A 24,396-nucleotide genomic window follows, 5' to 3' on the forward strand; every position below is an offset into this window, starting at 1 on the left:
ACGTTACCTTACGTGCCATGCGCGACGGACGCGTCGCATCAGTAAAAACATCCATGGCCAAAGTATACAGTTTATTGCCGCAGTCCACAGAGATAATGGATTAAATACTACGTCCTGGTTCAAATATTCCCCACAGAAGATGAGAAGTTCCAGTAGCACGGTAAAAAAGGCAATCAAAATAGATTGTTGCCACAATGCCATGTTACGGATTACCAAGAAATTGAGCGCCACTAGGTAGATAATGATCGACATCATCATCCCTCGGATCCCAAGCGTCGAACCAATCAAAATATCCCAAAGCAAACCTAAAACCAGAGCGGTACCAACATTGACACGGTGTGGCAATGCCAGCACCCAGTAACAGGTAACGAGGAACAGCCATGATGGACGCAGTAGATCCAAAACACCTGGCCACGGAATGGTTTGCAGGACTAGCGCGACGAAGAAGCTAACGCCGATGACCATTCGGCTTCTAAATACACTATTGGCCATCGGTTACCTCTTGTTCTGAACCTTCTTCTACATTCGACTGCAGTACTTTGTGTTGGCGGTCTTCATTCGGCCAAATCAATAGCAAGTAGCGCAGACGATCAAACTCAACCACAGGTTCCGCTTTGATTGATGCGAACTCTTGGCGAGTATCATGATCGACATTCGTAACAGTTGCGACAGGGTAGCCTTCTGGATAAATACCGCCAAGACCCGATGTCACCAGCAGATCACCCACTTGAATATCGGTACTGGTTGGGATGTGCTCCAATTGGATCTCATCAACCTCACCATTACCTGATGCAATGACTCGAATATCGTTACGAATCACTTGGACTGGAATTGCGTTTTTCGCATCAGTGAGGAGAAGAACACGTGCGTTGTGCGCTGCAACAAACGTCACCTGACCAACAATGCCTTTCTCATTGATAACAGGCTGACCGACGTAAACACCATCAATACGACCTTTATCGATCACCACTTGGTGGCGGTATGGCGATGTATCAACAGCCATGACCTCTGTTACAACTTTCTTCTCGTCACGGACGAATGAAGAGCCAAGCAGTTTACGTAAGCGTTGGTTTTCTTCTTTGTATTGATCGAGCAAGATAAGCTCGCTCTTCAGGCGAAGCACTTCTCGCTTCAAATTGCGATTGCCTTCAATCAATGCCTGACGGGTATTAAAACGCTCGAACATTCCATCAAACATGCTACGAGGCATATTGGCCGCGTACTGAATAGGCGCAACCATACTGTTCAATAGGTATCGGACGTTGGAAAACGTATCTAGACGGTTATCAGCCAGCATTAAGCTCGCCGACACGATGACAGCAAAAAACAGACGCAATTGCAGAGATGGTCCTCTGCCAAAAATCGGTTTCATCTTGTTTTTAACCTGATTGCTACCATGAATATAGAGCCTTACTTGGCAACCTGAGAATTCGACTTGAGACGATTCTAGGTATGGAGCAGATTGAAATTACAGAGAGCAGAAATGAAGGTGAAGCTCATGTTGAGCTTCACCACACACTTTATTCTTCAGAGAAGAGATCGCCACCATGCATGTCGATCATTTCTAGTGCTTTACCACCGCCACGAGCCACACACGTTAGTGGGTCTTCAGCGATAACAACTGGAATACCAGTTTCTTCCATTAGTAGACGATCTAGATCTTTCAGTAGTGCACCACCACCTGTCAGAACCATACCGTTCTCAGAGATATCAGACGCCAGTTCAGGTGGGCACTGTTCTAGTGCAACCATCACTGCTGATACGATGCCTGATAGCGGTTCTTGAAGCGCTTCTAGGATCTCGTTTGAGTTCAGGCTAAAGCTGCGTGGCACACCTTCTGCAAGGTTGCGACCACGAACTTCGATCTCTTGAACTTCATCACCTGGGTAAGCCGAACCGATTTCGTGCTTGATCTTTTCAGCCGTTGCTTCACCGATCAAACTACCGTAGTTACGACGCACATAGTTGATCACAGCTTCATCAAAGCGGTCACCACCGATACGTACAGAAGAAGAGTAAACCACACCGTTTAGTGAGATAACGGCAACTTCTGTTGTACCACCACCAATATCGACCACCATTGAGCCTGTTGGCTCAGAAACACGTAGGCCAGCACCAATTGCCGCCGCCATTGGCTCGTCAATTAGGTAAACTTCACGCGCGCCAGCACCGAGTGCAGATTCACGAATCGCACGGCGCTCAACTTGAGTCGAACCACAAGGCACACATACGAGTACACGTGGGCTTGGTTTTAGAATGCTGTTGTCATGCACTTGCTTGATGAAGTGCTGAAGCATTTTTTCTGTTACGTAGAAGTCAGCGATAACGCCATCTTTCATTGGACGAATAGCTGAGATGTTACCCGGTGTACGACCAAGCATCTGTTTTGCCGCATGGCCTACAGCAGCAACGCTTTTTGCAGAACCTACACGATCTTGACGAATAGCAACTACAGAAGGTTCATCTAGAACGATGCCCTGTCCTTTTACGTAAATTAGAGTGTTGGCAGTACCTAAATCGATAGATAGGTCGTTAGAAAACATGCCACGAAGTTTTTTAAACATATTCTTCGCTCATCCTGCAAAAATTTTAGAAGACAAAAATTGTCCTAAATGTACCAATGCCTCGCTGTCACAGCAAGGCATTGGTACACAAACATGAGCAGAAAGCCTCAATTTCTTGCAGTTTCCTTACTTAACGCAAGAAACCTAACTTGTTACTGTCCGGTTAAGCCCGGTTCTCCACGGTAAATCACGCGATCATTACCACGGTGAATACCAAACGTGACGACCGATGATGGGTTTTCTTCGGCGTTATCGTTGTCCCAATCGTATTTGAGCCATGGAATTGCATTTAGAACACCATCAAGCTCAAGCCACACACGAGTTTGTTGACGATAAGACTCCGCCTCTGTTGCAGTAACTGAACGAGAATAACCTGAACTAACTAGCCCACCAGCCCCTAGAGAAACAACTTTAGCAGTATTATCTGTAGGCCAAATATGTACCTGAGAGCCATCTTCAGTTTCCCCAAGAACTCTAGTTTGACTGTCATCAGAGTTAGCGATAAAACGGCTGCCATTCCAGTATTCAACTCGAAGTGGTACTCGCAATGTCGTGCCTTGGTTACCGCCTACATCATCTAGGTCGACACGACCAAAACGGATATCTGGTTGATCGACTAAGCGTGAATTAGTGCCTTTTTCAGTATCAATAATGTACCCAACGGGGTCTGCATTGTTGGTGTACACCAAGCCAATCTCTGAGATTGCAGTACCAATTTTTGAGTTAAACGGTCCATCAGGGTAATTGCCGCCAATATCTTTGCTCCAGCATGCACTGCCGATACACTGACCACTATTACCAATTGAGAAGTCTCCGATACTTTTATCAGATTCGTTACTCCAGTCACCAGCGCCAAAATCGGGCGCATCAAAGCGAGCTGAGTAATCGTCAATATCATCTAGGTTGAATTCAGCTGTTGTAGCAAAGTCTGCATAGTTCTTAATCGCAGCTTTGTTAGCATTCAAAGCTTCCACGCTGAACTCGACCCCATCAAAAGGCTGGTTCATGTAAACAAAACTTAGCTCATCAGTGTAAGCCCAAGAACTGTCCACAACCTTAAAATATTTAGGATAGAAACGACCAACGGTGACGTCATATTCATCTAATTTTTCTCCCAAATACGTTGCTCTAGTTTTAAGGTTTAAAGCGCCAACTTCATCCCAAACGTATTCAACTGTTTTACCCGTTTTAGCTTCTTCCGAACTAAAGTCTAAGCTTGAACCTTTACTTGGATCTAAGTTGGCGATATCACCACCCGATGGATACAAGACAGAAAACTCAGCATCAAGCGGTGCAGCCGTATTTGAATCAGAGAAATAATTTTGTGTCAGTGGGTATTCACAAACATTGGTAGCATTACCACGTGAGTCGCTATGAACGACTGGTTTGTAGGTCACATTAAAGCTTTCAGCAGAGGCAATAAAGCCATCACCAGTAGCTTGTGTCGCAGGGTTAGTTTTTCCACCATTTTTCGCCACAATATTACATGCGGCAATTTTCCATGGTCGAGACTTAACGCTGAATGAGCCATTGAGAGTCACTGATTCTTGCTCACCTTTCTCTTCATCCGGAGCGATTGGACACTCATCGGAGTACTGAGGGTCACACGTGAAATTCGCATCTTCGAGTTTGATTGTGTACAAGCCCGAATCCATTAGCTTAAAGGTATCTGATGTCTTACCTTGCTCTGAGCTAATAAATTTAGGCTCATATGTTAATAAGCTCTCGTCACTGCGCCCGTCAGCTGGTGTTTCAATTTCTAACTGAACACTTGGCGAGCCCGTGTAACTTTTCACTACAGTTTGCTGGCCATCGTTACAAGCTAATACTCTTGTTTCTATTTGATAATTTTTACCAGCTACGACCGTTTGGTCATCTACATCAAACTTGAATGGTACAAATTTAAAGGTAGACGTCTGCGTTTTTGATGGGTCATTGTCCACCGTAACCTTTAACGTATATTCGTCATCAAGCTCAATACCATTTTGATCTGTAACGGTAACTTGCAGCTTCAACTTACCAAGCTTCGAAGACACATTGCTTGTTGTAAAGCTTGGGTAAGTACCAGTACCTGTGCTATCAGCAACCTCTACAGAGAACTTATCGGCATCAGGATAAACCTGCACAGTAACCCCTGTACTTTCCGCATAACCATCATTCTTGGTTTCTATTTCAAAGCTAGGTTGGTCTGTTCCGCACATCAGCGCATATTGTGTTGCTGGTGATAGCGTTACTTCATAGTTGTCAGAAGGCGTAAAACAGTGGTTATCCGTTGCATGAATTTCAGCATTATTTGACATCCGAATATTTCTAGCTGTGATTGCACCATTCACAATCACGTTGTTACTTAAAGGCACGTCTACTTCGCTGTATAGCAGTCCAGAAAATGCGGTGTTGTTGCCAAAATTTACATAACTAGACTGAGAGTCATGCACAAGTACAATTAATTCACCACCTTCCAATTCACCAAAGAAACTGTTGTTATTACTGATAGAAACCGACTTTGCATGAATCGTAACTTTTTCACCATCAGGAATTATGATCTTGCCAGCATTGTTTATATTGATAGAACCAACCCAGTAAGTTCCCGCCTCAAAGTAAACAGTTCCTGTTTCTTCAACAGACAGATTGCCAATAATTTCGTTGTTGCGAAACGTTCTTTCCCCCACACCATGCCTTCCACTGACAATCACATTTTGCAAATTAGGATCTTGCGGGCTTCTAAAACTTTCCAATGTTTGTTTCTTCACCATCAAACCAGAATCACCGAGGCAACTCTGGTTGTCACAACTCGCATTATTGTGCATGGTGATTTTCCCCGGCTTAAAACCTACATACCGTTTCCCATTACTTAAGTTAGCGCCAGAGATAAGAGTATTATTACTCATCACTAGTTCACCATTCGTATTGGTATCCCATGTTTGAGCTGGAGATGGGAAAAGCTGACATACGTCATCTACAGGAGGCTTGTCGAAAAGGAAGTAGGAGAAAGGTTCGACCACGTGACCACGCTCGGAGTCTCTTTGCATATCTTCTTCGTTGATAAGAGCAACGCCATTCTTCGTTACTGAACAACGACGCAACCAACCACCATTGTTACCATTACGAGTTCGTTTAGAAGCAAGTAATACTGGTGCAGATTTAAAGCCCGAAACAGGAAAGTCACTGACTTGCAAACAACCTTCAGTGACTGGCTTTATAACGTTATCATCAAGATCACCGAGTGTATTTCGAGTAGAACCATCCCCAAGCCAAAACTTACGGCCGTTAACAAAGCCTTGCCCTAGACCGGCTACAAACGCCACATCTTCTGACCTAGACAAAACTGAGTTTCTAGTCACTTCAGAACGGTCAATAATTAGTGAGAAACCTTTGGTGGTAGGATTCAAAGCAATCGAGCTCAACCATAACGGTTCATTGCCTGAGTAATTCTTTCGTGTTTGCAATTGCACCAAGACACCAGGGGCAGATGCAAATGATGTATTTAGGCCAAAGTCTCGAAACTTAACCTCTTTGCTGCGATACGTTGAACCACCAATATTCGAGTACGTGAGATTCGAGCTAACCTCACCAGCTACAATCATGGCATCACCGTCAAACTTAATAACACCAGGTTCAATAACTAGATAATCAATATCTTCCATTGGCGCGTCAACAAAAGTAACTCTTTCACCTTGGTTGTTATTGTTTGTACATTGCCACTTTTTCTTGCTTGAGTTGTACCTCAAGCGCTTACATGCGGCGCTATGAGGAGGGAACAACTGCTTGATTGTCGCTTGAGTTTTAGACTTTGACCATACTCGCAGATCTGACGGGTATTCCGTTTTCTTTTGAGAAAAGTTAGACATTGATGCATCAATCGTCGACATAACGAAGACCAACGGTTCTTCATCGTAGGTATTTTGGAACTTGATATCACAAGTGACACCTCGCTCATTATTCAGAACCTGACAGTCTTCGGCAGGGATAGTGCCGAACTCAAACTGAGGGTTGTTATTGACAGCAGCAAAACTTGCAAATGAAGAAAGTAAAAGTACTTTAGCAAGTATTAGCGTTATTATTTTTCTCATTATTATTTACTCCCTAACCCAAATCTCTTGTTGTCGCTGTACTTGTGCAACCCCGGTGCCACAAACTGCTGTGGCTTGCACACGAAATAGAGATTCAGCTTCAGAGGCACCCGCATTAAAGGTACCAATATTTGAACATGTCATCGCTCTAAGCTGACAACCAGTGCCTACCGTTACATTTGGTGTCGCACCACTTACGGTGTTCGCACAAAAACTAGCTACATCAGGCTCGTCATTATTTAACGGATACAGCTGAGTCAGTGCCCACTCATTGGCAGATTGAGCAATAAACCAAGCTTTCGTTCCTAAGAATTCTCTCGTTAACGTACTTTGGTTTGACCAACTCACCTTCATCAATGATGCGGCTAGATAGCCCATTACAATGATGACGAACAAAACGACGATCAGGACATTACCCTGTTGAGTATTTTTACGGAACATTCAACACCTGTACGTCTTGTTGGTAAACACTACGCTCCCCGTTTTGAGTGAACTCTAAGTTGATATGCACAATACCGCCCCTTTGCAGGGTTGGTTCTAGATAGTGCATATCACTAACAGAGGTATCCACGCTATCTGCAACCGTAATGCCATTGCGAATAACTTCATCATTATCAAAACAGTAACGAACTTCTGATTTATTTTGGTAAATGTAATGACGGCTAGAGATAGAAGTGCCACCAATCGTACTTGCCGCCCCACTAACAACAAACACACCGTCTGTTTTAGCTAAACCACCTACAGCTAGACTCTGTGAAGAGGTGGATTGCAAGTCCTCATAACGGCTGGGGTTAATCACCATCCAACGGTTAGGAGGGATAGGATTTAACGTTGAGTCGTTCCCAAGTAGAAACTCTAAGTTGTTATTTGTCAGCGTGTAAAAGCCAGAATACTCAATTGGAACAAACTCTAAGCAATTGGTAGTTCCGGTAGGTACATGAAAGCTGTTTGGGACTGCGTGACGAATTTCACGCGACATTTTTTCCAACACAAACTGCGCTTGAGTTTGCATACGCTGTCGATCAATCGTGTCTGCGTATCCCTTCATGCCTAACTGCACATAACCCGCAATACCGAGCATGATAAAGCTACCGATCACAATGGTGACGATCATCTCTATTAAGGTAAAACCACGAACTTTCATCAGTAGTTACCTCTTATTGCTGTTAGTGTCAGAGGTTGAGCATTACTAGCGAAAATCGTAACTGTGACTTTTTTATAGTTAGTGATTTCTGTCGGTGGTGTCGCACTCAGATCGTCATATGCCACACCAACTTCAACTCGGAAGTTTCGGTATTTATTCTCGCTGCTTGCCCCCAAAATATCTGAGATATTGCCACGGTTTGTCCCTTGGCATTGACTCGCCGTCGTTGGTGTACTCCAACAACCGATGTAATCATCGACATCGTTGAAGTTTTCGGGAATAGACTCATCAGAGTCAGGGCCGAGGTTGCTCGAACAATTTGGCGCTCCGAGCGAGCTTTCCCCACAACGTAATAGGCCGCCATCAAAGTCGCTGTTCTCATCAAAACCGCGCGCCAAAATTTGTGACATGAAGCTTTGTCCAAGCGCAGTTGCTCGGGTTTGATAGTGTGGCATCGCGGAGTCACGAATTTGCGGAACAAGGAAGGAGGTAAACGCAACCATCGCAATGCCCATCAGGACAATAGCAATGATCATTTCAGCTAAGGTCATACCGAGTTGCTTTCTCATGAGCACGATCCTTCAGAGACATAACCTTGAGAGTTAATCAGCACTCGACATTGGCTTTGACCGTTTACATCACGGATAAGAATAGACACGCCACCAGAAGCGACACTCAACGGATTCCCCAGTAAATCGAAGTTAATCGGGCTTGTCGCGCCAGTTAGACTGAACGTTGCAGAGTCATCCTCAACGAGATCACTACGAGCCTCTTTCGCATTGCCACTCAGCGAACAAGCCGCAACCGAGCCGATACAATTAGAGGAAACTTGCAATTGGAAATTGGTATCTGTGGTTGAGGTGTTTGATTGCATGCGATTCACCTGTACTTGGCGAATCACTGAAATAGCCTGCTCTTGAAGCGCAAACGCGGAGACGCTACCTTTGCCCATAAAGCGGCTAGCAGCGTAGAGAGAAAGAATGGAAAGGAGGACGATCACTAGGATCAGCTCCATTAATGTAAACCCTAATGTAGAGCTGCGAATTTTCATAACCCAACCTTAGGCTTAGGACAAGCGAAGTAAGTATACGATGAAATTATGAGAATAATGATAGGTTTATAAGTTTTAAATTCGAACTGTGAGCTGGTGTTCAAATAACCAATAAAGGTTATTTCTCCCCTTTTTATCGCTCCAATTCTTCTTCAATTCGATCGTAAGTTTCTTTGTTGCTTAGCGTCTCAGAAACATGCTCAGCGGTTTGCTTAGTTTGCTCCCACTTGGCTTCGTAAGTTTCTGGCTCGAAGCTGATAAATCTTGGTAATACCACATAACCGATAACACCCAAGATGATCAGTACAACCACAAACTCTATTGCACTAAGACCCGATGATTTACGCATATGTACTATTCCGAGATTAATCAAAATAAAGAGATAAAGGCCAGACTAGCTGGCCTTTGAGAATTACTATGGAGCTACTACACATTCTGCAGCTGCTTCGCTGATTTCAACAGAAGCAGGAGTATTTGCATCAGCTGCCATTGTGTACTTAACACACTGTTTTGAGTAATTTGGAATACCAAATGTTACCCATGCAGTATCTGCTGCTACATCACCACCTGTAGTAATAACTTGGAAATCTTCATCAGCACCAACACCATCAACAACTTTTTCAATTTCATCAGCTGTTGCTAGTGGGTACCCATAAATGGTTAGAACGTTTTCACCATTGCCAAGATCTACATTTGTACCAGCATCTGCATCTGCCGACTCAATACCTTGAATAGCTGCTTTGCCATACACAATACCAACAGCACCTTGGATTGCACCAGATAGGCCATCTAATGTTGCGTTACGAGCATCATCTTGCAGGTTAAGGAAACGTGGTGCTGCAGTTACCGCTAGAATACCTAGGATTACAATTACCACTACCAATTCGATAAGGGTGAAACCACCTTGTCTTTTCATTGTTTACTCTCTCTATGTAAGCATGCAGAGTGACTGCAAAGTTTTATCGGTCATGCGACCATTTTGGATAATGTCAAAACGGTGTGGCATCTCAACGATAAACCAATGTTTATCCATTGAGCCCTTTTTCTACCGCTTGAGCAGAATGACGATTCGCCATTGTTAAGTTAAAGCCGAGATAAAAAGTGAATCACCTTGCGGTTTACTTTTTATTACAACCTTTTGCTTATGGTAATGTTTGCATTATACCGACTTTCATTCCTATTTATAGTACTAAAGTGTCAAAAAAATCACTCCGCCGACATTTCGACGTCTATTTTCAGACGATTAGCGGTCGATATAACAACAACTCTCTGTCCATTTTCATAAGTATAGTCACATGTATAACTATTACTTTTAATTGCTCCACGAATTTCTAACAACTCGCTCGCCATAATTTTACGTTGCGGGTAATGGACCGCCAACCAATAGTCACAATCGAGCGCACCGCTTGATTTGAAAGGTGACACTAAGCCCCCTTCTGTCATATTAAGCTCAAAACCGTCCATTAACAGCAACTTAGGTTCTCCATGAACGAGCCAAGCTTGGTGGTATCGTTGCACACTATCTTGCATCCAAACCTTGGCAAGTTTCGCTCCTGTTTCTTGCGCTTCTTGCTCTATCAGTTTTAACTTTTGCGTAAATGCGGCAAGCACAATAATTCCAACGACAGCAGCAAGAATCAGTGTCGCTCGACTTTGATTTTCAACCACCCCGTTAGCCGCCTTTGATGATGTCCAGCATCCCCCACATCGGCAAGAAGATGCCCAATGCCAGTACCATCACCATGCCCGCAACAATGACCAAAAGTAACGGTTCTATTCGGGCAGTCAGGGTTTTTAAGTCGTAATCTACCTCACGGTCATAAAAGTCCGAAACTTCCAATAGCAGTTCATCAATTCGACCCGTTTCCTCACCCACGGCAATCATCTGGATGACCAGAGGCGTAAAAATCTTACTGTTGATTGCCGTGACAGAAATGGTACTACCCGCTTCAATCGCCGATTTCATTTCAAGAATTCGGTTTTCTAAGAACTTGTTGCCAAGCGCTTCACCAGCCAATGCAAGTGATTGGTTGAGAGGCACACCGGATTTCAGCATCAACGAGAAGGTTCTTGAAAATCGAGAAAGCTGGGCACGGTTCACAATGTCGCCAACAATGGGTAATCTCAAGCGCAGTTTATCGAACTTCTCTCGCCCATCAGCAGTTGCAACCCAAGAGCGGAAGATTAAGAACGCACCAACGATGGCAGCAATCAACAAGCCCCAGTAATTAACAAAAAAGTTAGATGTCGCAATCAAGACTCGTGTAGGCAATGGTAGTTCCACACCGAAACGAGTGAACATCGAGGCAAATTCAGGGATAACCAGAATGTTCAAAATAAACATCGCAATGGTAATAAAAACAATCACAAAGGTTGGATAGCGCATTGCAGCTTTGATGCGCTTACGCGTCTCGAGCTCTTGCTCGTAGTAATTGGCTAGTTGCAGTAACGCCTCATCAAGACGACCAGTGTTTTCACCTACGTTGATCATCGACACAAACAGCGGACTGAACACTTTGGTGTGAGGTTGCATTGCTGAAGACAAACCACGACCGTTGCTTAACTCGGCAACCACATCTTCAAGCGCTTCTTTCAGTTGCTTATTTTCGCAGTTTTGTAGCAAACCACGCATAGAACGCAGCAGCGGTACACCCGCTTTGGTCAGACTAAAGAGCTGACGAGAAAATAAGATAATGACTTCAAGCGGAATAGCAGGCACAAACAGTTTGGATAAACTGACTTTGCTCTTTACCCCTTCTTTCTCTAAACGCAGGTTTAAGGGAATAATACCCTTGTTCATCAACGCTTCCGCCGCCGATTCTGAATTTACAGCCTCGACTTTACCACTGGTTGATGAGCCGTCTAAAGTGCGGCCTTGATAACGAAAAGTTGGCATTCACTTACCTACATTAGAATTGGATCGATTTTACCGGAAGCATCGCCTTCACCCAGAGCCATCACTTCATCCAAGCTGACTGAGCCTTGCAATGCGAGTTCCATTGCAGAAGCAAGCAGCGGCTTGTAGTTGCCTGAACGCCGAGCCACTTGAGCAAAACCCACTGCGTCGTTTGCACGTAACTTATCCATCATTTCATGTTCAAGCTCGAGCATTTCAAACACACCAATTCGGCCTCGGTAGCCCGTTAAGTTACAGTTTTGGCAACCGACACCTTTATGGAAAGTCGCACCAACTTGGTTCGGGAATCGACCCGCTAGCCATTGTTGACGAGCACCATCAAGCTGTTCTGTCGTTTTACAATCCGGACAAACGCGGCGCACTAGACGCTGAGCAACCACCGCGCGCACGGCACTTGCCACCAAGTAACCAGGCGCCCCCATGTCGATCATACGAAGAGCGCTATCAACAGCATCGTTAGTGTGCAAGGTACTTAATACCAAGTGACCTGTCAGTGCGGCACGCAAACCGATTTCGACCGTCTCTTGGTCACGCATCTCACCAATAAGAATGATATCCGGGTCCTGACGAAGGAAAGTTCGCAGCACACGAGAGAAAGTCAGGTCAATTTTGCTGTTGATTTGAACCTGAGTAATACGAGGTAATCGGTATTCCACCGGGTCTTCTGCGGTGATGATCTTTTTACCCGGCTCGTTCAATTCACTCAATGCGCCGTAAAGCGTGGTGGTTTTACCAGAACCCGTCGGGCCGGTAACCAAGATCATGCCGTGAGGGCGAGACAGTTGGCGACGAAGACGCGAAAGCAACTCTGCCGGTAAACCGGAGTCCTCAAGCTTACGCAAACCAGAGGATTGGTTGAGTAGACGCATTACCACCGATTCGCCGTACTGAGTCGGTAATGTCGACATACGAATGTCGATCGACTGACCACGTACTTTGATATTAAAGCGACCGTCTTGTGGCAAGCGCTTCTCGGAGATATCTAAATGCGCCATCAATTTAAGACGAAGTACCAAAGCTGAAGCAATGTTGACTTCGTTCAGTAACGTTTCATGCAACACACCATCGACGCGCTGACGCAAGCGTAGGACTTTGTCGTCTGGTTCAATATGGATATCCGAAGCGCCCACTTGAACCGCATCTTCAAACATCGAATTAACCAGCTTAACAACCGTAACTTCTTCACTGTCTGCTCCGTCAATACCGTAATCAAATGCCTCGACATCCTGGTGCTCAGCTTGCAACTGCTCGGCAAACGATGCGATTTCTTTGGTTCGGCGGTAGTAACGGTCAAAGCTTTCAACCAGTTGACGCTCAGGGGCAATGATGAATTCCAGATTGTATTCGCCCAACAAGTTCATTAATGACTCTTGAGTAAACAAATCCGCAGGATCACTCATTGCAACACGCAACGTATCACCATTTTGAGCGACGACCATGGCACGTAAGCGTCGAGCATGAACTTCAGGAAGAATCGGCACCGCCTCTGCATCGACAGGCGCACGACTTAAATCAATCAGCGGTAAACCCAGTTGCTGCGATAAAAACTCGAGCATCTGCTTTTCACTGATAAAACCAAGGTCAATCAATGCATCACCAAGCTTCTGCCCTGTACTATGCTGCGCTGCTAACGCTTGTTGCACTTGGTCTTCAGAAACAATACCTTCTTCAACCAACAGATCGCCAAGGCGTTTTCTCAACTGAATTCTCATTGCGCATTCTCCAGTTGTTTTAAGATGTTCAGACGATCACGAATAAATGCCTGAGATTGATTTGAGATACCCACTTTACCCAGCGCCTGCTGATAAGAAGCAATCGCCGATGTAAAGCTTAAAGTGCGCTCCTGTTGAATCGCGAGGCCTAGCCACCAGCGTGCATTTTCTGGTTCACGCTGCGTCAGTAACTGGTAGCTTTCGAGCGCAATGTCATTTTGCTTCTGCTTTTGAGCCAATGCAGCACGCATCGCAAGATAATCACGAGTCGGTGAATCCGGCAGGTAGGCTAATGGGCTGAGTGCCGCTTCTGGTTGATCTGCTTTGACTAAAAGCTTGGATAACGCTAAACGCAAACCTTGGTTATCTGTATCGAGCTGAATGCCAGCTTGTAGAATTTCATAAGCTTTGCGTGTATCCCCTTTACCAAAGTAAAGCGCCGATAGCTTCTGGCGAGCTTCGACGTTACTTGGTTGATAACGCAATGCTTCGGTGAAAGCAGCCAGTGCTGTCTTCATGTCATTGGCATCCATGGCTTTGTCTGCACGACCTAGCGCTTTCTCCGCCAACTGTTGATGCGTCAATTCCACTTGTTCAATACGCATTGAACTGTCTTGTGCTGCCGTTGATGTTTGTTGCGTATTGCCACTCAAACTCGCTAATAAAATAGGCTGCTCTTGTGCGCTGACGACTTGCTTACGAGGCTCGAAATCGTCGACTTGTGGAACCGCTTTCACCACAGGAACTTGTACCGTTACTTTGGGTCTTTCAATTCTTTGCGCATACACCACATTGTCTAACTCAGGCGTGACCTTACTTGTTGGTGAGTGGCTCACTTCAACCACTTGAGCGGAAGGACGATTAGCCTGACTAACGGACATCACGGTAGTCGTCGCCATGTTTTCAACGGGCGCTGGACCTTGAGACACAGCCCATCCGCCGACGGCTAAGCTCAATGAAAAGCCACCAACGAGCCAAAGCCACGGTTTGCTACGTGAGATACTCGGAATATCGGCCTTGGTTAAATCCGAAGGCGATTCTTTTTCAGCAAGTTCTGATAATGCTTTATTGATGGCACTCAAGGTTAGCTCCATCCCCAAAATCTTGGAGTTTTAAACTTAGGTTTACGTGCATCGAAGGTATCGTGCATCGCAACGTAAACGTGTTGATTTTTCAAAAGCGTACAACGGTCATTAAACGCCGAAAGCAGGGCTTTATGGCTAATTTGGTTAATCAAACGAGGAATTCCCATCGCCGAACGCCAAATGGCTTTCTTCTGCTCTATTGAAAAGATATGCGCACCATTACCGGCCTTGTCTAAACGGTTATTGATGTACGCCACCCCTTCTTCAATAGAGAGAGGGCGAAGTTGGCAACTGAACGTAATGCGTTGACGAAACTGTCTGAGTTCATGCATTTCTAAACGCTCATCCAATTCAGGCTGACCAAATAAAACCAATTGGATCAGCTTATCTTGTTCGGTTTCTAAGTTGCCGAATAAACGTAGAGTCTCGAGTGCTTCTGTTGAAAGCGCTTGTGCCTCATCGACAATAAGAACAGTGTTCTTACCTGAAGCGTGTACTTCAATCAGATGCTCTTGAATCAGTGAAACGATTTTTAATGGGTCGGTATCTTCGATGCCAAGCTCTCTTGCGACTGCAAACTGAAGCTGCTCACCGCTCAATACTGGATTAGGCAAATAAACCAATTCCACTTGTGATTCGATTTGCTCAATCAGCTTACGGCAAACCATCGTTTTACCTGTGCCGACTTCCCCAGTCACCTTGATAACCCCTTCTCCCATTTTGACCGCAGCCATAATAGTTTGAATGGCCTCATAATGAGGGACTAACCCCAGAAACATTTCTGTGTTTGGGGTTAGAGAAAAAGGCTGAACTCGAAATCCAAAATGCGACAAGTACATAGTCGAATCACAAAACCACGTTTAAACGACACTTCCTAACGCTGATTACTCAGCGTCAGGGAACCACTCTTGCAATAAATCACGTGAACGCTCTAGCTCTTTCTGCCACGTGTTCACCCCAACAACCGTTGGCTTTAGCAAAATAACCAACTCTGTTTTTTGCGTCACATTGTTGATGTTGCGGAATAAATTACCAAGCGCGGGTACATCACCTAAGAACGGTACTTTCGATACTTGCTCTAGGTTTTGCTGCTTCATCAAACCACCAATAACAACCACATCACCATCTTTTGCGCGAATTACAGAATCAGATTCACGAATCGAGCTTTTCGCTAATGGAAGTTGGATGTTTTGGAAGTCGCCACCAAGGTTGAGGTTCTTAATCTCTTCTTCCACTTCAATAACTGCAGGATGAACGTGCAGGAACACATTGCCTTTATTATCGATTTGCGGAGTCACATCTAGAGAGATACCAGAGAAGAAAGGTGTAAGCTCAACTTCAGGCACCGCGTTGGAGTTCTCGCCATTACCTGCATTACTTGACAGCTCGGTAACGAAGTACTCGTCAGTACCCACTTTAATGACGGACTTTTGATTGTTTGCTGCGGTGATGCGCGGGCTAGAAAGCACGTTCAAATCACCTTGAGTGGCCATGAAGTTCATTACCGCTTTAAAGTTACCATCAGAGAAAGTAACGTTAGTTTGTCCACCGAGTAGCGAACCAATTGCATCTAAAGGTAGAGTCGCAGGGTTTCGGTCAACGACAATACTACCCGAGTTACCAATGGAGGCTGACATATTTGACCAATTGATACCCTGTTGGTAACCGTCACTTAATGTTACTTCTAGAATTTTTGCTTCCAGAATAACCTGACGTTGCATACGTTCTTGAGAGACACCCAAGAACTCACGAACTTCGCGAATCTCATCAGGGAAGGCACGAACGGTTATCACACCAGCTTGTGGGGTAACGACAACACTCTGGCCTTTGCCAGATCCAATAAGATTCGCGACCGCTTGTTGCAGCATCGGCCAAAAATCACTTTCTGTGATAGTTTCAATGCGAGTACCACCTGTCGATGTTGTCGAGCTGTCGCCGTTATCGCTGTTTGAATCTGACGAGTCAGAGTCATCAGAACTACTACCTGAATTTGATGTACCCGCAGACGTCACCGACCCAGTCACAATGCTCGTTAATGAACGACCAGAACGCTTGAACTGTAGGTAATCGACAGGAATCGTAACTGTGCGCATACCTGCTGGGTAAATTTGAATCACTTTGCCTGACTTCACAACGTCATAACCATACATGTTTTGTACGACATTAAGCACTTCGTCCAGTGTCACGTCTGATAGGTTAACCGTAATATTGCCTTGTACAGCAGGGTGGATTGCGACACTGTATTCCGTTCCTTTCACTAAGGAAGCAAAGAAGCTGCGCGCTTCAACTGCATTAGCTTGGATACGGAAACGCTTCAGAGTGCCTTGCTGAGAAGAAACACTGCTGTCTAGGTTTGGCATAAGATCGGCTTGCACAGAAGAAGGGATATCTTCAAGTGCACGACTGTTTGCTTCATTGATAGATTCGTTCAGTGCTTGCTTCACTTCTACTGGGTCACGGTGACCCATAGAACAACCCATTAAGGAAGCAATCACTATTCCTACAACTAATTTGCGCATATCTGATAAGGCTCTGGTTATTATTTTTTTACGTTCAAACCAAAAAGCTCTAGTTTCCACTGACGGTCACCACGCTTTAAAGTTACAAATTCACTATTGATACTGGCTACTCGATATCCGTTAAGTTTCACGCCAGGCTCGACAATACGGTTATTCAAAATAGCGACACATTCAGTGTTCGGCTTACATACGATGCTGTTGAGCGTTGGTAAGCGGTACTGTTTTGCTTTCGGTTTGGCTTGCGATTCTGTCGCTGTTTTTTGCCAGCCAAGAGGCGCTGTTGGATCTTGGTTGGCCCAACTAGAACCGGCAGCAACCACAAGAACAAGTGAGGTAATGAGTTTCTTAACCACCAATAAACTCCTCTCTAGAACCTAATGTGTACACTTCCAACACCAACTTCGCTTTTGGATACGCTTCAACTTTATAACTGAAGCTGCGCCAGTAGTAACTTGCTGGCAAGCTTTCTAATTTGGTCAAGTAGTTAGCGATAGCAAAGTAGTCACCTGTTAACTCCATACGCACTGGGTGCACGTAGTATCCGGAGTATTGAGACGCTTCTTTATCTTCCGTTATCGGCTCCGCAGGCAATGTCTGAAGCGACAATAAATGAATTCCGCTTTGCTGCTCTAATACACTTTCGAGCAAAGCTGCCATCTGTGAAGGTGTAATAAGATGTTCAATGATCTCTGAAAGCTGCATCGACAGATGTTGACTCTCAGTCAGCAATTGGGAAATTGCTTGATCAATCTCTGCGTTAGGATCCTTTTTCAATTGAGCCTGAATACGCAAAATGTCAATTTCGGTTTTTTGATTAGTCTGCTTCAAGTTACTCAAGAGTTTGTCGTTACTCACCACTTCATTGAGCTTTGGTTCCAGTACCAAAGTAAACAGCAGCATCACGACAGTGACCAATCCACATAGTGCGATCAGAACTTTTTCGCGTGCGCTCATTTCATCAAAGCGCTCTTCTAAAGAAAGCCAGAATTCGTTCATTTTTCTTCTTTGCCTCCGCGCGTCTTCAATTCAAAAGTCACGATATTGTCGTCATTACGACCAATCTTCACATCATCAAAGGTACGACCAATTAAACTGATCTCATTCTTGAACTGGCTGACCCAATTGGGAACAGAACTTGGCGTTCTTGCCAGACCTTTTAAATCTAATGTGTTGTGGTCGATACGAATTTCAGACAAAGAAATATTATTGCTGCCAAGCTTAGCGAGCGATTGCATCACGCCCGAATAACCTGTGCGTTGGGAATCATCATATTTACCAACGGCTTTCAGTGAATCACGCTTGGCTTTTACTTCACGCTCCAGACGCGCTTTGGCAGCGAGTTTATTGGTGTCTGGTTGATGCTTGCGTAACTGAGCCTGGTAACGATCTAACTCAGATTTCATGATGTTGCCTTTGCTTTTTACAATGGCGATTTCATCTTCTACGCCATCACTTTGCCAAGTCACATAACCGTAAGAAAGGAAAATAACCGCGGCAGCCACACCCCAAGAAATCGCCACGTTTTTTAGCGTTAGCAGGTTCTTTTTCGGTTTTAAGAAATCTGGATACAGATTAACGCGTCGAGTATTAGACGTTGCTGCCGTATCGGCTAAGACATGGCCAGAAGGTTCATGATCTTCAGCCAATAATGCAGAAACCTTCGTGCTTAAACGATAGTTAAGCGACTCAACCAGTTCATTTTCATCTTCATCATCACAACATACTTTCAACTGATGCAATTGCACGTGGCGAAGTTGAGAAGAGAGGTAATCAATTGAGCGTTGCAACTCAAGAGATAGACTGTCCATCTGCAACTCGCTAGACGGCACACCTGTTAGTGGTGGGGTGACACTGCGAATAGAGCGGTGGAATGCGATGGTATGCTCGACAAACGCACTGATGCGGAAGTGTCCTCGAGCACTGCGTTGAAGCAATAAAAAGTTGCCAAGTTCACCAGAAGTATCCCCCCAAACGTCATCTTCAGGAATGATCGCTTCCAAAGGCAATTGAACTCGACTTGCCAACAATACCAACTTATCGAGGATCTTTCGTGATAAGACGTAAGCTTGAACTTTGTTTGAGTTGGGTAACTCAACCGCATCGGCAATGATGTCGATCGCACGTTCAGAGATCAGCTCTTTTAGCAAAAATGGTAGTGCAGCAGGCCATTCATTACGCGGCATCGCTGGCTTATCAATTTGATACATCTGATAGTAGTTGTGAGAAAGCACAACCGCTAAAGAATCGTAAGAGCTTGCAGCAACGCTTAACGCTTGCTCACATGCGCGCTCCCAATTCGATTCTGAGATCTCAAACTTGGATGGTCGACTGCTTTTAAGGGGTGATGATAAATAAACTGCGTCTGGCTGAATAACCAAAAAGCAAGTGCGACCACCGACCGATGATCGCTTGAGCTTGTCGAGTACTGCTTTAAAATCCATGATTATTATCTTTATTTTTTTCGCCAGCGATTTCTTCTTCCCAATTTCACTTGAGATTCAGATTGAGAAAGTTGCATTGATTCAGAGCGAGGAAGGTATTGCTCTTCTGAAGAGAAATAACGTCCTTGCCCACCGTGAACCCCCAATTCAATTAGGGTGTTCAGCTCGTGCTTATTCTCAATTCCCACTGCTATTATTTTTGTTTTACTGTTTGCGGCCGCACCCAACATACTGCGAACAAACAACTGGTTCTCATGTCTCTGGTCGATTTTTGTTACTAAGCTGCGATGTAGCTTGAGATAACGAATGTCCACTTCTTTTAAGTAATGCGTGCTGACGATAGTACGCCCCGCTTGCCCAATCATAAGGTGGCATTCTAAACCGGCCAGCATTTTAGCGACTGGTCGCATAAAGTCTAAGTGTCTTACAAATTGTGCTTCTACAAACTCAAAAATGAGACACTTTCTTTGCTCTCGTGACAACTGTAAGAGTTCATCACGGAACCATTTGAAATATTCTCGATGCCCAAAAGGAATCACATTGAGGTTAAGAACATACGTCTGACTACTATCGAAGTTGTGTTTAAAGTCTTTTAAGAATTTATTAACAACTGCGCGGTCCATTTGCGCTTCATAACCGACTTGTCGCACCGCTGAAATAAAACGAGACGCTTTCACAATTCCATTTTCTGGGTCGCGAATCCGACATGTTAACTCGTCGTGCAAAGGTTTTTTATGCGCCACATCACTTATTAGATAGGCAGATTGTGCGTAGAGTATCACATTTTTAGATGTGAGTGCTGAATCAAATAACGTACGCCATCTCACACTTCCTCGAGCATCTTCATCATGATTCCACTTTTTAAAGCGGCTCCAGTTGTTATTGTTCTGTAACTGGGCACTACGTAACGCCGTCTCAGCCTCATCAATGATTTGGCTGTGACGCTCACCCTCTTTATAAGTCGTGATACCAATGTGGCACCAGTTATCCAACTCTAACGGATATGGCGGGTGAAGCTTTTCCAATTGGCGAATGCATTGAGAAGCTAAGTTAGCCACATCTTTTGCGGATTGATGAGGCAAGAAAAGTGCAAAATCGGCATTGTAGTAGCGAGAAAACACCACGTCAGGGTAACGCTGAACTAAATTGGAAAGTAAGCTACCCACTTCCACAATAAACTCATCACAGGTTTGCTTGTCCTGCTCTTCTTCTACAAGTTTCCAGTCTTGGATTCGAATCAGTAGTACTGCACCGCGTGCACCACTTTCCAACAAGGCTGATTCCAACTTACTGTCAAACAACACTCGGTTCGCCGTTCCAGTAAGTTTATCGAGGAAAGTTTGAGTACGAATAAAGGTATCGAATCGGCTACGTTCTTGACGCGCATCCTGCAACTCTTCAATCAACACATCGAGCGCTTCACTCGCCGTGTAAGGCCATTCTCGCTCATCTCCCTTTGCATATTGTTCAACGCGGCCAGCCAAAATCATTCTGCCGCGCTCTTCAAGCATTTCGGAGCCTGCCAGTTGCTCTTTTAGCCAAGCAACACCGCGCATTAAACAGAAGATGATCAGAACCACAGCAAGCGTGATAGACCAAAGCGCTTGCATTGAGTAGCTGTAACCTAGATAGGGAGGAATAACCTTAAAATAGATAACATAATCTTGGTTGTGAGTAAGTGGGTACTCTTGCTCAAACAACACTGAGCTGTCTATTTTATGGGTGGTGTCTTTAAAGCGGTAAACCACGGCATCATTCGCCGAGAGGGTCATCTCGACAATATTGCTGGCTTGAAGCATTTTCGGCATCCAGCGCTGCATCGAGTATGCGGCATCAGGATCTTCCATCTCTTTATCAACAACCTCAACGATCCCTTCCAAATAATGGGTGAGATACTCTTGCCCTAGTCGTTTAAAAGAGAGGGTGCCGCCGACAAACAAGATAAACATTGCGCATATAACGATCATAGTGACAAAAGCCACCAGCCGCGTGCTTAGCTTAAGAGTTGGGGTATACCTCATGAATACCAAATTCCTTTTCTATTCATCATATACCTTATTGAAATATTTATACTTGATAAGCGTTCAGTAAACAATCGTATTCGTGTGAATGTGAGAGACTGAGGCGGAAAGAAACAAACCATCATTCGATATTTGAGAGTGAAGGTCTTCGAATTACAATTCGAAATGATTACAGTCCTTTCAGACAAACCATGAAAATAAAAAAGCCGCGAAATTCGCGGCCTTTTAAATGCAATCTTGAAGACTCTACTTAGAACGGAATGTCGTCGTCGAAGTCCATTGGTGGCTCGTTGTATTGCTGCTGTGGTTGCTGCGGAGCCTGTTGTTGAGGTTGCTGCTGTTGCTGTGGAGCGTTGTACTGCTGCTGAGCTGGTTGTTGAGGCTGACCCCAACCGCCTTGCTGTTGCTGCTGTTGACCACCCATAGGAGCGCCACCTTGAGCACGACCGCCTAGCATTTGCATTACACCGTTGAAGCCCTGAACAACCACTTCAGTAGTGTAACGGTCTTGACCACTTTGATCTTGCCATTTACGAGTTTGAAGTTGGCCTTCAACGTAAACTTGAGAACCTTTACGTAGGTACTCACCTGCTACTTCCGCCAACTTGCCGAATAGTGCAACACGGTGCCACTCTGTTTTTTCGCGCTGTTCGCCAGTCGCTTTATCACGCCATGACTCAGAAGTCGCAATCGTAATGTTTGCAACTGCACCGCCATTAGGCATGTAACGAATTTCAGGGTCGTTACCTAGATTCCCCACCAAAATAACTTTGTTAATTCCACGGCTGGCCATGATGTGCTCCGTTTCACTCTGGATATATATGTAAAATTTTAGCGCATAAGAATACACGCTTTGATGTTTTGATTAAAGCCTAATCCCATTGTGGGTTGTCATTGAAAGTTGTGGAATCGAAATCTCACTTCAACTCCAAGGCGTAGCATTTTTGATTCGTTTTGCAGACATCGTTTCGTGAACCTTTGAATCTCAACGCATTTCTTATTGAACCCTATGGCTCTGATTTATGTTTGATGCCAACGTATTCAGCGTTATGAATTCAAGGAGAAAAGACCGCGTGAAAAAATCGGCTTATGCGAGAAAACTGTTTCTGATCAGCATGGAAGACCATGCAGAGAAAAAAGTTGAAGACTTGGTCAAATACACTGACATTGATATTCCAGTGATCTCCACCGAAGCGCTTATGGAAGCCAATCCCAAACATCGTAATAAGATCTTAATGATCGATTTCAGTGAGCACAAATCCTTGGTTCAGTCGATTAAGAACCTTCCGTTAATATGGAAAAACTTTGAGACCGTCGTATTTAACGTCCCTAAGCGTTTAACCACAGATGAACTATTAGCGTTTGGTCAATTAAAGGGAGTCTTCTACCAAGAGAGCTCACTTGAGCAAATCGGAGAAGGGCTAAAAGGCATCGTAAACGGCCAAAATTGGTTGCCACGAAACGTAACCAGCCAACTTTTACATTACTATCGCAACGTCATAAACACACATACTGCGCCCGCTACTGTCGATTTGACTATTCGTGAACTGCAAGTATTACGCTGCCTTCAAGCAGGTGCATCAAATAATCAAATGGCTGAGGAGTTGTTTGTTAGCGAATTCACCATCAAGTCTCACTTGTATCAGATTTTCAAAAAACTGTCGGTTAAAAATCGCGTGCAAGCCATCGCTTGGGCTGATCAAAACTTGATGTCTTAACCAGCAGAGCAGCACAAAAATAATTAAAGGTGTGTTGCTCATGCTTCTTTGCACTTCCTGTCTCACATTTTTTCCTACTTAATTCATGATTCATATGCCGCTCTCATGTTAAAGTGTCGCTCAGATTCTTTATTAAAAAATTGAGAAAGGATATTCCCCCAATGATTAAAAAATGTCTGTTCCCTGCGGCGGGCTATGGTACGCGCTTCCTTCCGGCGACAAAGTCCATGCCAAAAGAGATGATGCCTGTAGTGAACAAGCCGCTAATTGAATACGGCGTTGAAGAAGCGATTCAAGCTGGTATGAATGGCATGTGTATCGTAACAGGTCGTGGCAAACACTCGATCATGGATCACTTCGATAAAAACTATGAGCTTGAGCACCAAATCAGCGGCACTAACAAAGAAGAACTGTTAGTCGACATTCGTGAAATCATTGACTCAGCTAACTTTACTTACATTCGTCAACGTGAAATGAAAGGCCTTGGCCATGCGATCCTAACGGGTCGTGAACTGATTGGTGACGAACCATTTGCCGTTGTACTTGCGGACGATCTTTGTGTGAATGAGCAAGAAGGCGTACTGGCTCAGATGGTGGCGTTGTTCAAACAGTTCCGCTGCTCAATCGTTGCGGTTCAAGAAGTTCCAGAAGAAGAAACACACAAATACGGCGTTATCTCAGGTGAGATGATCAAAGATGATATCTACCGCGTAGACGACATGGTTGAGAAACCAGAGCAAGGCACAGCACCAAGTAACCTAGCGATCATCGGTCGTTACATCCTGACGCCAGATATCTTCGAGCTAATCGAGAACACAGAACCAGGTAAAGGTGGTGAAATCCAAATTACTGACGCTCTGCTTAAACAAGCAAAAGCAGGCTGTGTATTGGCGTATAAATTCAAAGGTCAACGTTTTGACTGTGGTAGCGTAGAAGGCTACATCGAAGCCACTAACTACTGCTTCGAAAACCTTTATCTAAAGGATGAGAAAAAATCAGAGCTAGGTAAGCACGCAACTAAGAAAGAAGCGTAATCATCCCCAAACTATTGATTATAAAGCCTGACTAACCGTCGGGCTTTTTTCTTACTGTTTTTTTGTCCAGTATTCCCTTTGCACATTTCTCACACTATGTAATACTTGCGTGACTTGGTT

23 protein-coding genes are annotated in these 24,396 nt (G+C 44.6%); 2 read left to right on the top strand and 21 right to left on the bottom strand.

Annotated features, from left to right (window positions below):
• Positions 1 to 3 precede the first annotated feature (3 nt).
• The 21 genes from mreD to L1076_RS24095 form a co-directional block, all read right to left on the bottom strand.
• On the bottom strand, positions 4 to 492 hold the full coding sequence (gene mreD / locus L1076_RS23995) for a rod shape-determining protein MreD (RefSeq protein ID WP_038864551.1): 489 nt from the start codon (positions 490 to 492) through the stop codon (positions 4 to 6).
• Complete coding sequence (gene mreC, locus L1076_RS24000) at positions 482 to 1,372, bottom strand: rod shape-determining protein MreC (protein ID WP_038864553.1); 891 nt, start codon at positions 1,370 to 1,372, stop codon at positions 482 to 484. Before mreC ends, mreD begins: the two co-directional genes overlap by 11 nt.
• A 148-nt stretch (positions 1,373 to 1,520) precedes the next feature.
• Positions 1,521 to 2,564 carry a rod shape-determining protein gene (locus L1076_RS24005; RefSeq protein WP_005381144.1) on the bottom strand — a complete coding sequence of 348 codons (1,044 nt, stop codon included), beginning with the start codon at positions 2,562 to 2,564 and terminating at the stop codon, positions 1,521 to 1,523.
• A gap of 152 nt (positions 2,565 to 2,716) precedes the next feature.
• A complete protein-coding gene (locus L1076_RS24010; protein WP_237304628.1) occupies positions 2,717 to 6,634 on the bottom strand; it encodes a DUF6701 domain-containing protein in 3,918 nt (1,305 codons plus the stop codon).
• Between the two features lie 6 nt (positions 6,635 to 6,640).
• Entirely contained in the window at positions 6,641 to 7,075 is a 435-nt protein-coding gene (locus L1076_RS24015) for an MSHA biogenesis protein MshP (RefSeq protein WP_105068485.1), read from the bottom strand.
• Positions 7,065 to 7,778: a prepilin-type N-terminal cleavage/methylation domain-containing protein gene (locus tag L1076_RS24020; RefSeq protein WP_045408580.1), complete on the bottom strand. Its 714-nt coding sequence runs from the start codon at positions 7,776 to 7,778 to the stop codon at positions 7,065 to 7,067. Before L1076_RS24020 ends, L1076_RS24015 begins: the two co-directional genes overlap by 11 nt.
• Positions 7,778 to 8,347, bottom strand: a complete 570-nt coding sequence (locus tag L1076_RS24025; protein ID WP_105068484.1) for a type II secretion system protein — start codon at positions 8,345 to 8,347, stop codon at positions 7,778 to 7,780. The genes L1076_RS24020 and L1076_RS24025 overlap by 1 nt, the downstream gene beginning before the upstream one ends.
• On the bottom strand, positions 8,344 to 8,829 hold the full coding sequence (locus L1076_RS24030) for a type II secretion system protein (protein ID WP_045408585.1): 486 nt from the start codon (positions 8,827 to 8,829) through the stop codon (positions 8,344 to 8,346). The genes L1076_RS24025 and L1076_RS24030 overlap by 4 nt, the downstream gene beginning before the upstream one ends.
• 133 nt (positions 8,830 to 8,962) lie before the next feature.
• Positions 8,963 to 9,178, bottom strand: a complete 216-nt coding sequence (locus L1076_RS24035) for an MSHA biogenesis protein MshA (protein WP_237304629.1) — start codon at positions 9,176 to 9,178, stop codon at positions 8,963 to 8,965.
• A 66-nt stretch (positions 9,179 to 9,244) separates the two neighbouring features.
• The gene (locus tag L1076_RS24040) at positions 9,245 to 9,745 is read right to left on the bottom strand and encodes a type II secretion system protein (protein ID WP_039975678.1); all 501 of its coding nucleotides are present in this window, start codon (positions 9,743 to 9,745) and stop codon (positions 9,245 to 9,247) included.
• Between the two features lie 290 nt (positions 9,746 to 10,035).
• Positions 10,036 to 10,497 (bottom strand): hypothetical protein, encoded by a 462-nt coding sequence (locus L1076_RS24045; RefSeq protein ID WP_039975677.1) that lies wholly within the window; start codon positions 10,495 to 10,497, stop codon positions 10,036 to 10,038.
• Positions 10,498 to 10,501: 4 nt separating this feature from the next.
• Positions 10,502 to 11,725: a type II secretion system F family protein gene (locus L1076_RS24050; protein ID WP_038879730.1), complete on the bottom strand. Its 1,224-nt coding sequence runs from the start codon at positions 11,723 to 11,725 to the stop codon at positions 10,502 to 10,504.
• An 8-nt stretch (positions 11,726 to 11,733) separates the two neighbouring features.
• Complete coding sequence (locus L1076_RS24055) at positions 11,734 to 13,458, bottom strand: GspE/PulE family protein (RefSeq protein WP_038879733.1); 1,725 nt, start codon at positions 13,456 to 13,458, stop codon at positions 11,734 to 11,736.
• Positions 13,455 to 14,552, bottom strand: a complete 1,098-nt coding sequence (locus L1076_RS24060; protein WP_237304630.1) for a tetratricopeptide repeat protein — start codon at positions 14,550 to 14,552, stop codon at positions 13,455 to 13,457. Before L1076_RS24060 ends, L1076_RS24055 begins: the two co-directional genes overlap by 4 nt.
• Positions 14,543 to 15,382 (bottom strand): AAA family ATPase, encoded by an 840-nt coding sequence (locus tag L1076_RS24065; protein ID WP_237304631.1) that lies wholly within the window; start codon positions 15,380 to 15,382, stop codon positions 14,543 to 14,545. Before L1076_RS24065 ends, L1076_RS24060 begins: the two co-directional genes overlap by 10 nt.
• A gap of 45 nt (positions 15,383 to 15,427) precedes the next feature.
• Positions 15,428 to 17,062: a pilus (MSHA type) biogenesis protein MshL gene (gene mshL / locus L1076_RS24070; protein ID WP_237304632.1), complete on the bottom strand. Its 1,635-nt coding sequence runs from the start codon at positions 17,060 to 17,062 to the stop codon at positions 15,428 to 15,430.
• 20 nt (positions 17,063 to 17,082) lie between these two features.
• Positions 17,083 to 17,415 carry a hypothetical protein gene (locus L1076_RS24075; RefSeq protein ID WP_038864575.1) on the bottom strand — a complete coding sequence of 111 codons (333 nt, stop codon included), beginning with the start codon at positions 17,413 to 17,415 and terminating at the stop codon, positions 17,083 to 17,085.
• On the bottom strand, positions 17,408 to 18,058 hold the full coding sequence (gene gspM, locus L1076_RS24080; protein ID WP_038864576.1) for a type II secretion system protein GspM: 651 nt from the start codon (positions 18,056 to 18,058) through the stop codon (positions 17,408 to 17,410). Before gspM ends, L1076_RS24075 begins: the two co-directional genes overlap by 8 nt.
• Entirely contained in the window at positions 18,055 to 19,503 is a 1,449-nt protein-coding gene (locus L1076_RS24085; RefSeq protein ID WP_038864577.1) for an MSHA biogenesis protein MshI, read from the bottom strand. The genes gspM and L1076_RS24085 overlap by 4 nt, the downstream gene beginning before the upstream one ends.
• Positions 19,504 to 19,514: 11 nt before the next feature.
• Entirely contained in the window at positions 19,515 to 21,524 is a 2,010-nt protein-coding gene (csrD, locus tag L1076_RS24090) for an RNase E specificity factor CsrD (RefSeq protein WP_038864578.1), read from the bottom strand.
• 250 nt (positions 21,525 to 21,774) lie between these two features.
• Positions 21,775 to 22,317, bottom strand: coding sequence for a single-stranded DNA-binding protein (locus L1076_RS24095; RefSeq protein WP_038864580.1), 543 nt, complete (start codon positions 22,315 to 22,317; stop codon positions 21,775 to 21,777).
• Between the two features lie 280 nt (positions 22,318 to 22,597).
• Between L1076_RS24095 and L1076_RS24100 the strand changes: the two genes are divergently transcribed.
• Both L1076_RS24100 and galU read left to right on the top strand, forming a co-directional pair.
• On the top strand, positions 22,598 to 23,242 hold the full coding sequence (locus tag L1076_RS24100; RefSeq protein ID WP_038864583.1) for a LuxR C-terminal-related transcriptional regulator: 645 nt from the start codon (positions 22,598 to 22,600) through the stop codon (positions 23,240 to 23,242).
• A 161-nt stretch (positions 23,243 to 23,403) separates the two neighbouring features.
• Complete coding sequence (gene galU, locus L1076_RS24105; protein WP_038864585.1) at positions 23,404 to 24,276, top strand: UTP--glucose-1-phosphate uridylyltransferase GalU; 873 nt, start codon at positions 23,404 to 23,406, stop codon at positions 24,274 to 24,276.
• Positions 24,277 to 24,396: the final 120 nt, after the last annotated feature.

It is taken from the genome of Vibrio sp. MMG023, from assembly GCF_021654215.1.
In the GTDB taxonomy this organism is placed as follows: domain Bacteria; phylum Pseudomonadota; class Gammaproteobacteria; order Enterobacterales; family Vibrionaceae; genus Vibrio; species Vibrio jasicida.

Bases quoted from the DNA above. Each gene is read 5' to 3' on its own strand.
- mreD (WP_038864551.1), bottom strand. From the start codon at position 492: ATGGCCAATAGTGTATTTAGAAGCCGAATGGTCATCGGCGTTAGCTTC.
- mreC (WP_038864553.1), bottom strand. From the start codon at position 1,372: ATGAAACCGATTTTTGGCAGAGGACCATCTCTGCAATTGCGTCTGTTT.
- L1076_RS24005 (WP_005381144.1), bottom strand. From the start codon at position 2,564: ATGTTTAAAAAACTTCGTGGCATGTTTTCTAACGACCTATCTATCGAT.
- L1076_RS24010 (WP_237304628.1), bottom strand. From the start codon at position 6,634: ATGAGAAAAATAATAACGCTAATACTTGCTAAAGTACTTTTACTTTCT.
- L1076_RS24015 (WP_105068485.1), bottom strand. From the start codon at position 7,075: ATGTTCCGTAAAAATACTCAACAGGGTAATGTCCTGATCGTCGTTTTG.
- L1076_RS24020 (WP_045408580.1), bottom strand. From the start codon at position 7,778: ATGAAAGTTCGTGGTTTTACCTTAATAGAGATGATCGTCACCATTGTG.
- L1076_RS24025 (WP_105068484.1), bottom strand. From the start codon at position 8,347: ATGAGAAAGCAACTCGGTATGACCTTAGCTGAAATGATCATTGCTATT.
- L1076_RS24030 (WP_045408585.1), bottom strand. From the start codon at position 8,829: ATGAAAATTCGCAGCTCTACATTAGGGTTTACATTAATGGAGCTGATC.
- L1076_RS24035 (WP_237304629.1), bottom strand. From the start codon at position 9,178: ATGCGTAAATCATCGGGTCTTAGTGCAATAGAGTTTGTGGTTGTACTG.
- L1076_RS24040 (WP_039975678.1), bottom strand. From the start codon at position 9,745: ATGAAAAGACAAGGTGGTTTCACCCTTATCGAATTGGTAGTGGTAATT.
- L1076_RS24050 (WP_038879730.1), bottom strand. From the start codon at position 11,725: ATGCCAACTTTTCGTTATCAAGGCCGCACTTTAGACGGCTCATCAACC.
- L1076_RS24055 (WP_038879733.1), bottom strand. From the start codon at position 13,458: ATGAGAATTCAGTTGAGAAAACGCCTTGGCGATCTGTTGGTTGAAGAA.
- L1076_RS24060 (WP_237304630.1), bottom strand. From the start codon at position 14,552: ATGGAGCTAACCTTGAGTGCCATCAATAAAGCATTATCAGAACTTGCT.
- L1076_RS24065 (WP_237304631.1), bottom strand. From the start codon at position 15,382: ATGTACTTGTCGCATTTTGGATTTCGAGTTCAGCCTTTTTCTCTAACC.
- mshL (WP_237304632.1), bottom strand. From the start codon at position 17,062: ATGCGCAAATTAGTTGTAGGAATAGTGATTGCTTCCTTAATGGGTTGT.
- gspM (WP_038864576.1), bottom strand. From the start codon at position 18,058: ATGAACGAATTCTGGCTTTCTTTAGAAGAGCGCTTTGATGAAATGAGC.
- L1076_RS24085 (WP_038864577.1), bottom strand. From the start codon at position 19,503: ATGGATTTTAAAGCAGTACTCGACAAGCTCAAGCGATCATCGGTCGGT.
- csrD (WP_038864578.1), bottom strand. From the start codon at position 21,524: ATGAGGTATACCCCAACTCTTAAGCTAAGCACGCGGCTGGTGGCTTTT.
- L1076_RS24095 (WP_038864580.1), bottom strand. From the start codon at position 22,317: ATGGCCAGCCGTGGAATTAACAAAGTTATTTTGGTGGGGAATCTAGGT.
- galU (WP_038864585.1), top strand. From the start codon at position 23,404: ATGATTAAAAAATGTCTGTTCCCTGCGGCGGGCTATGGTACGCGCTTC.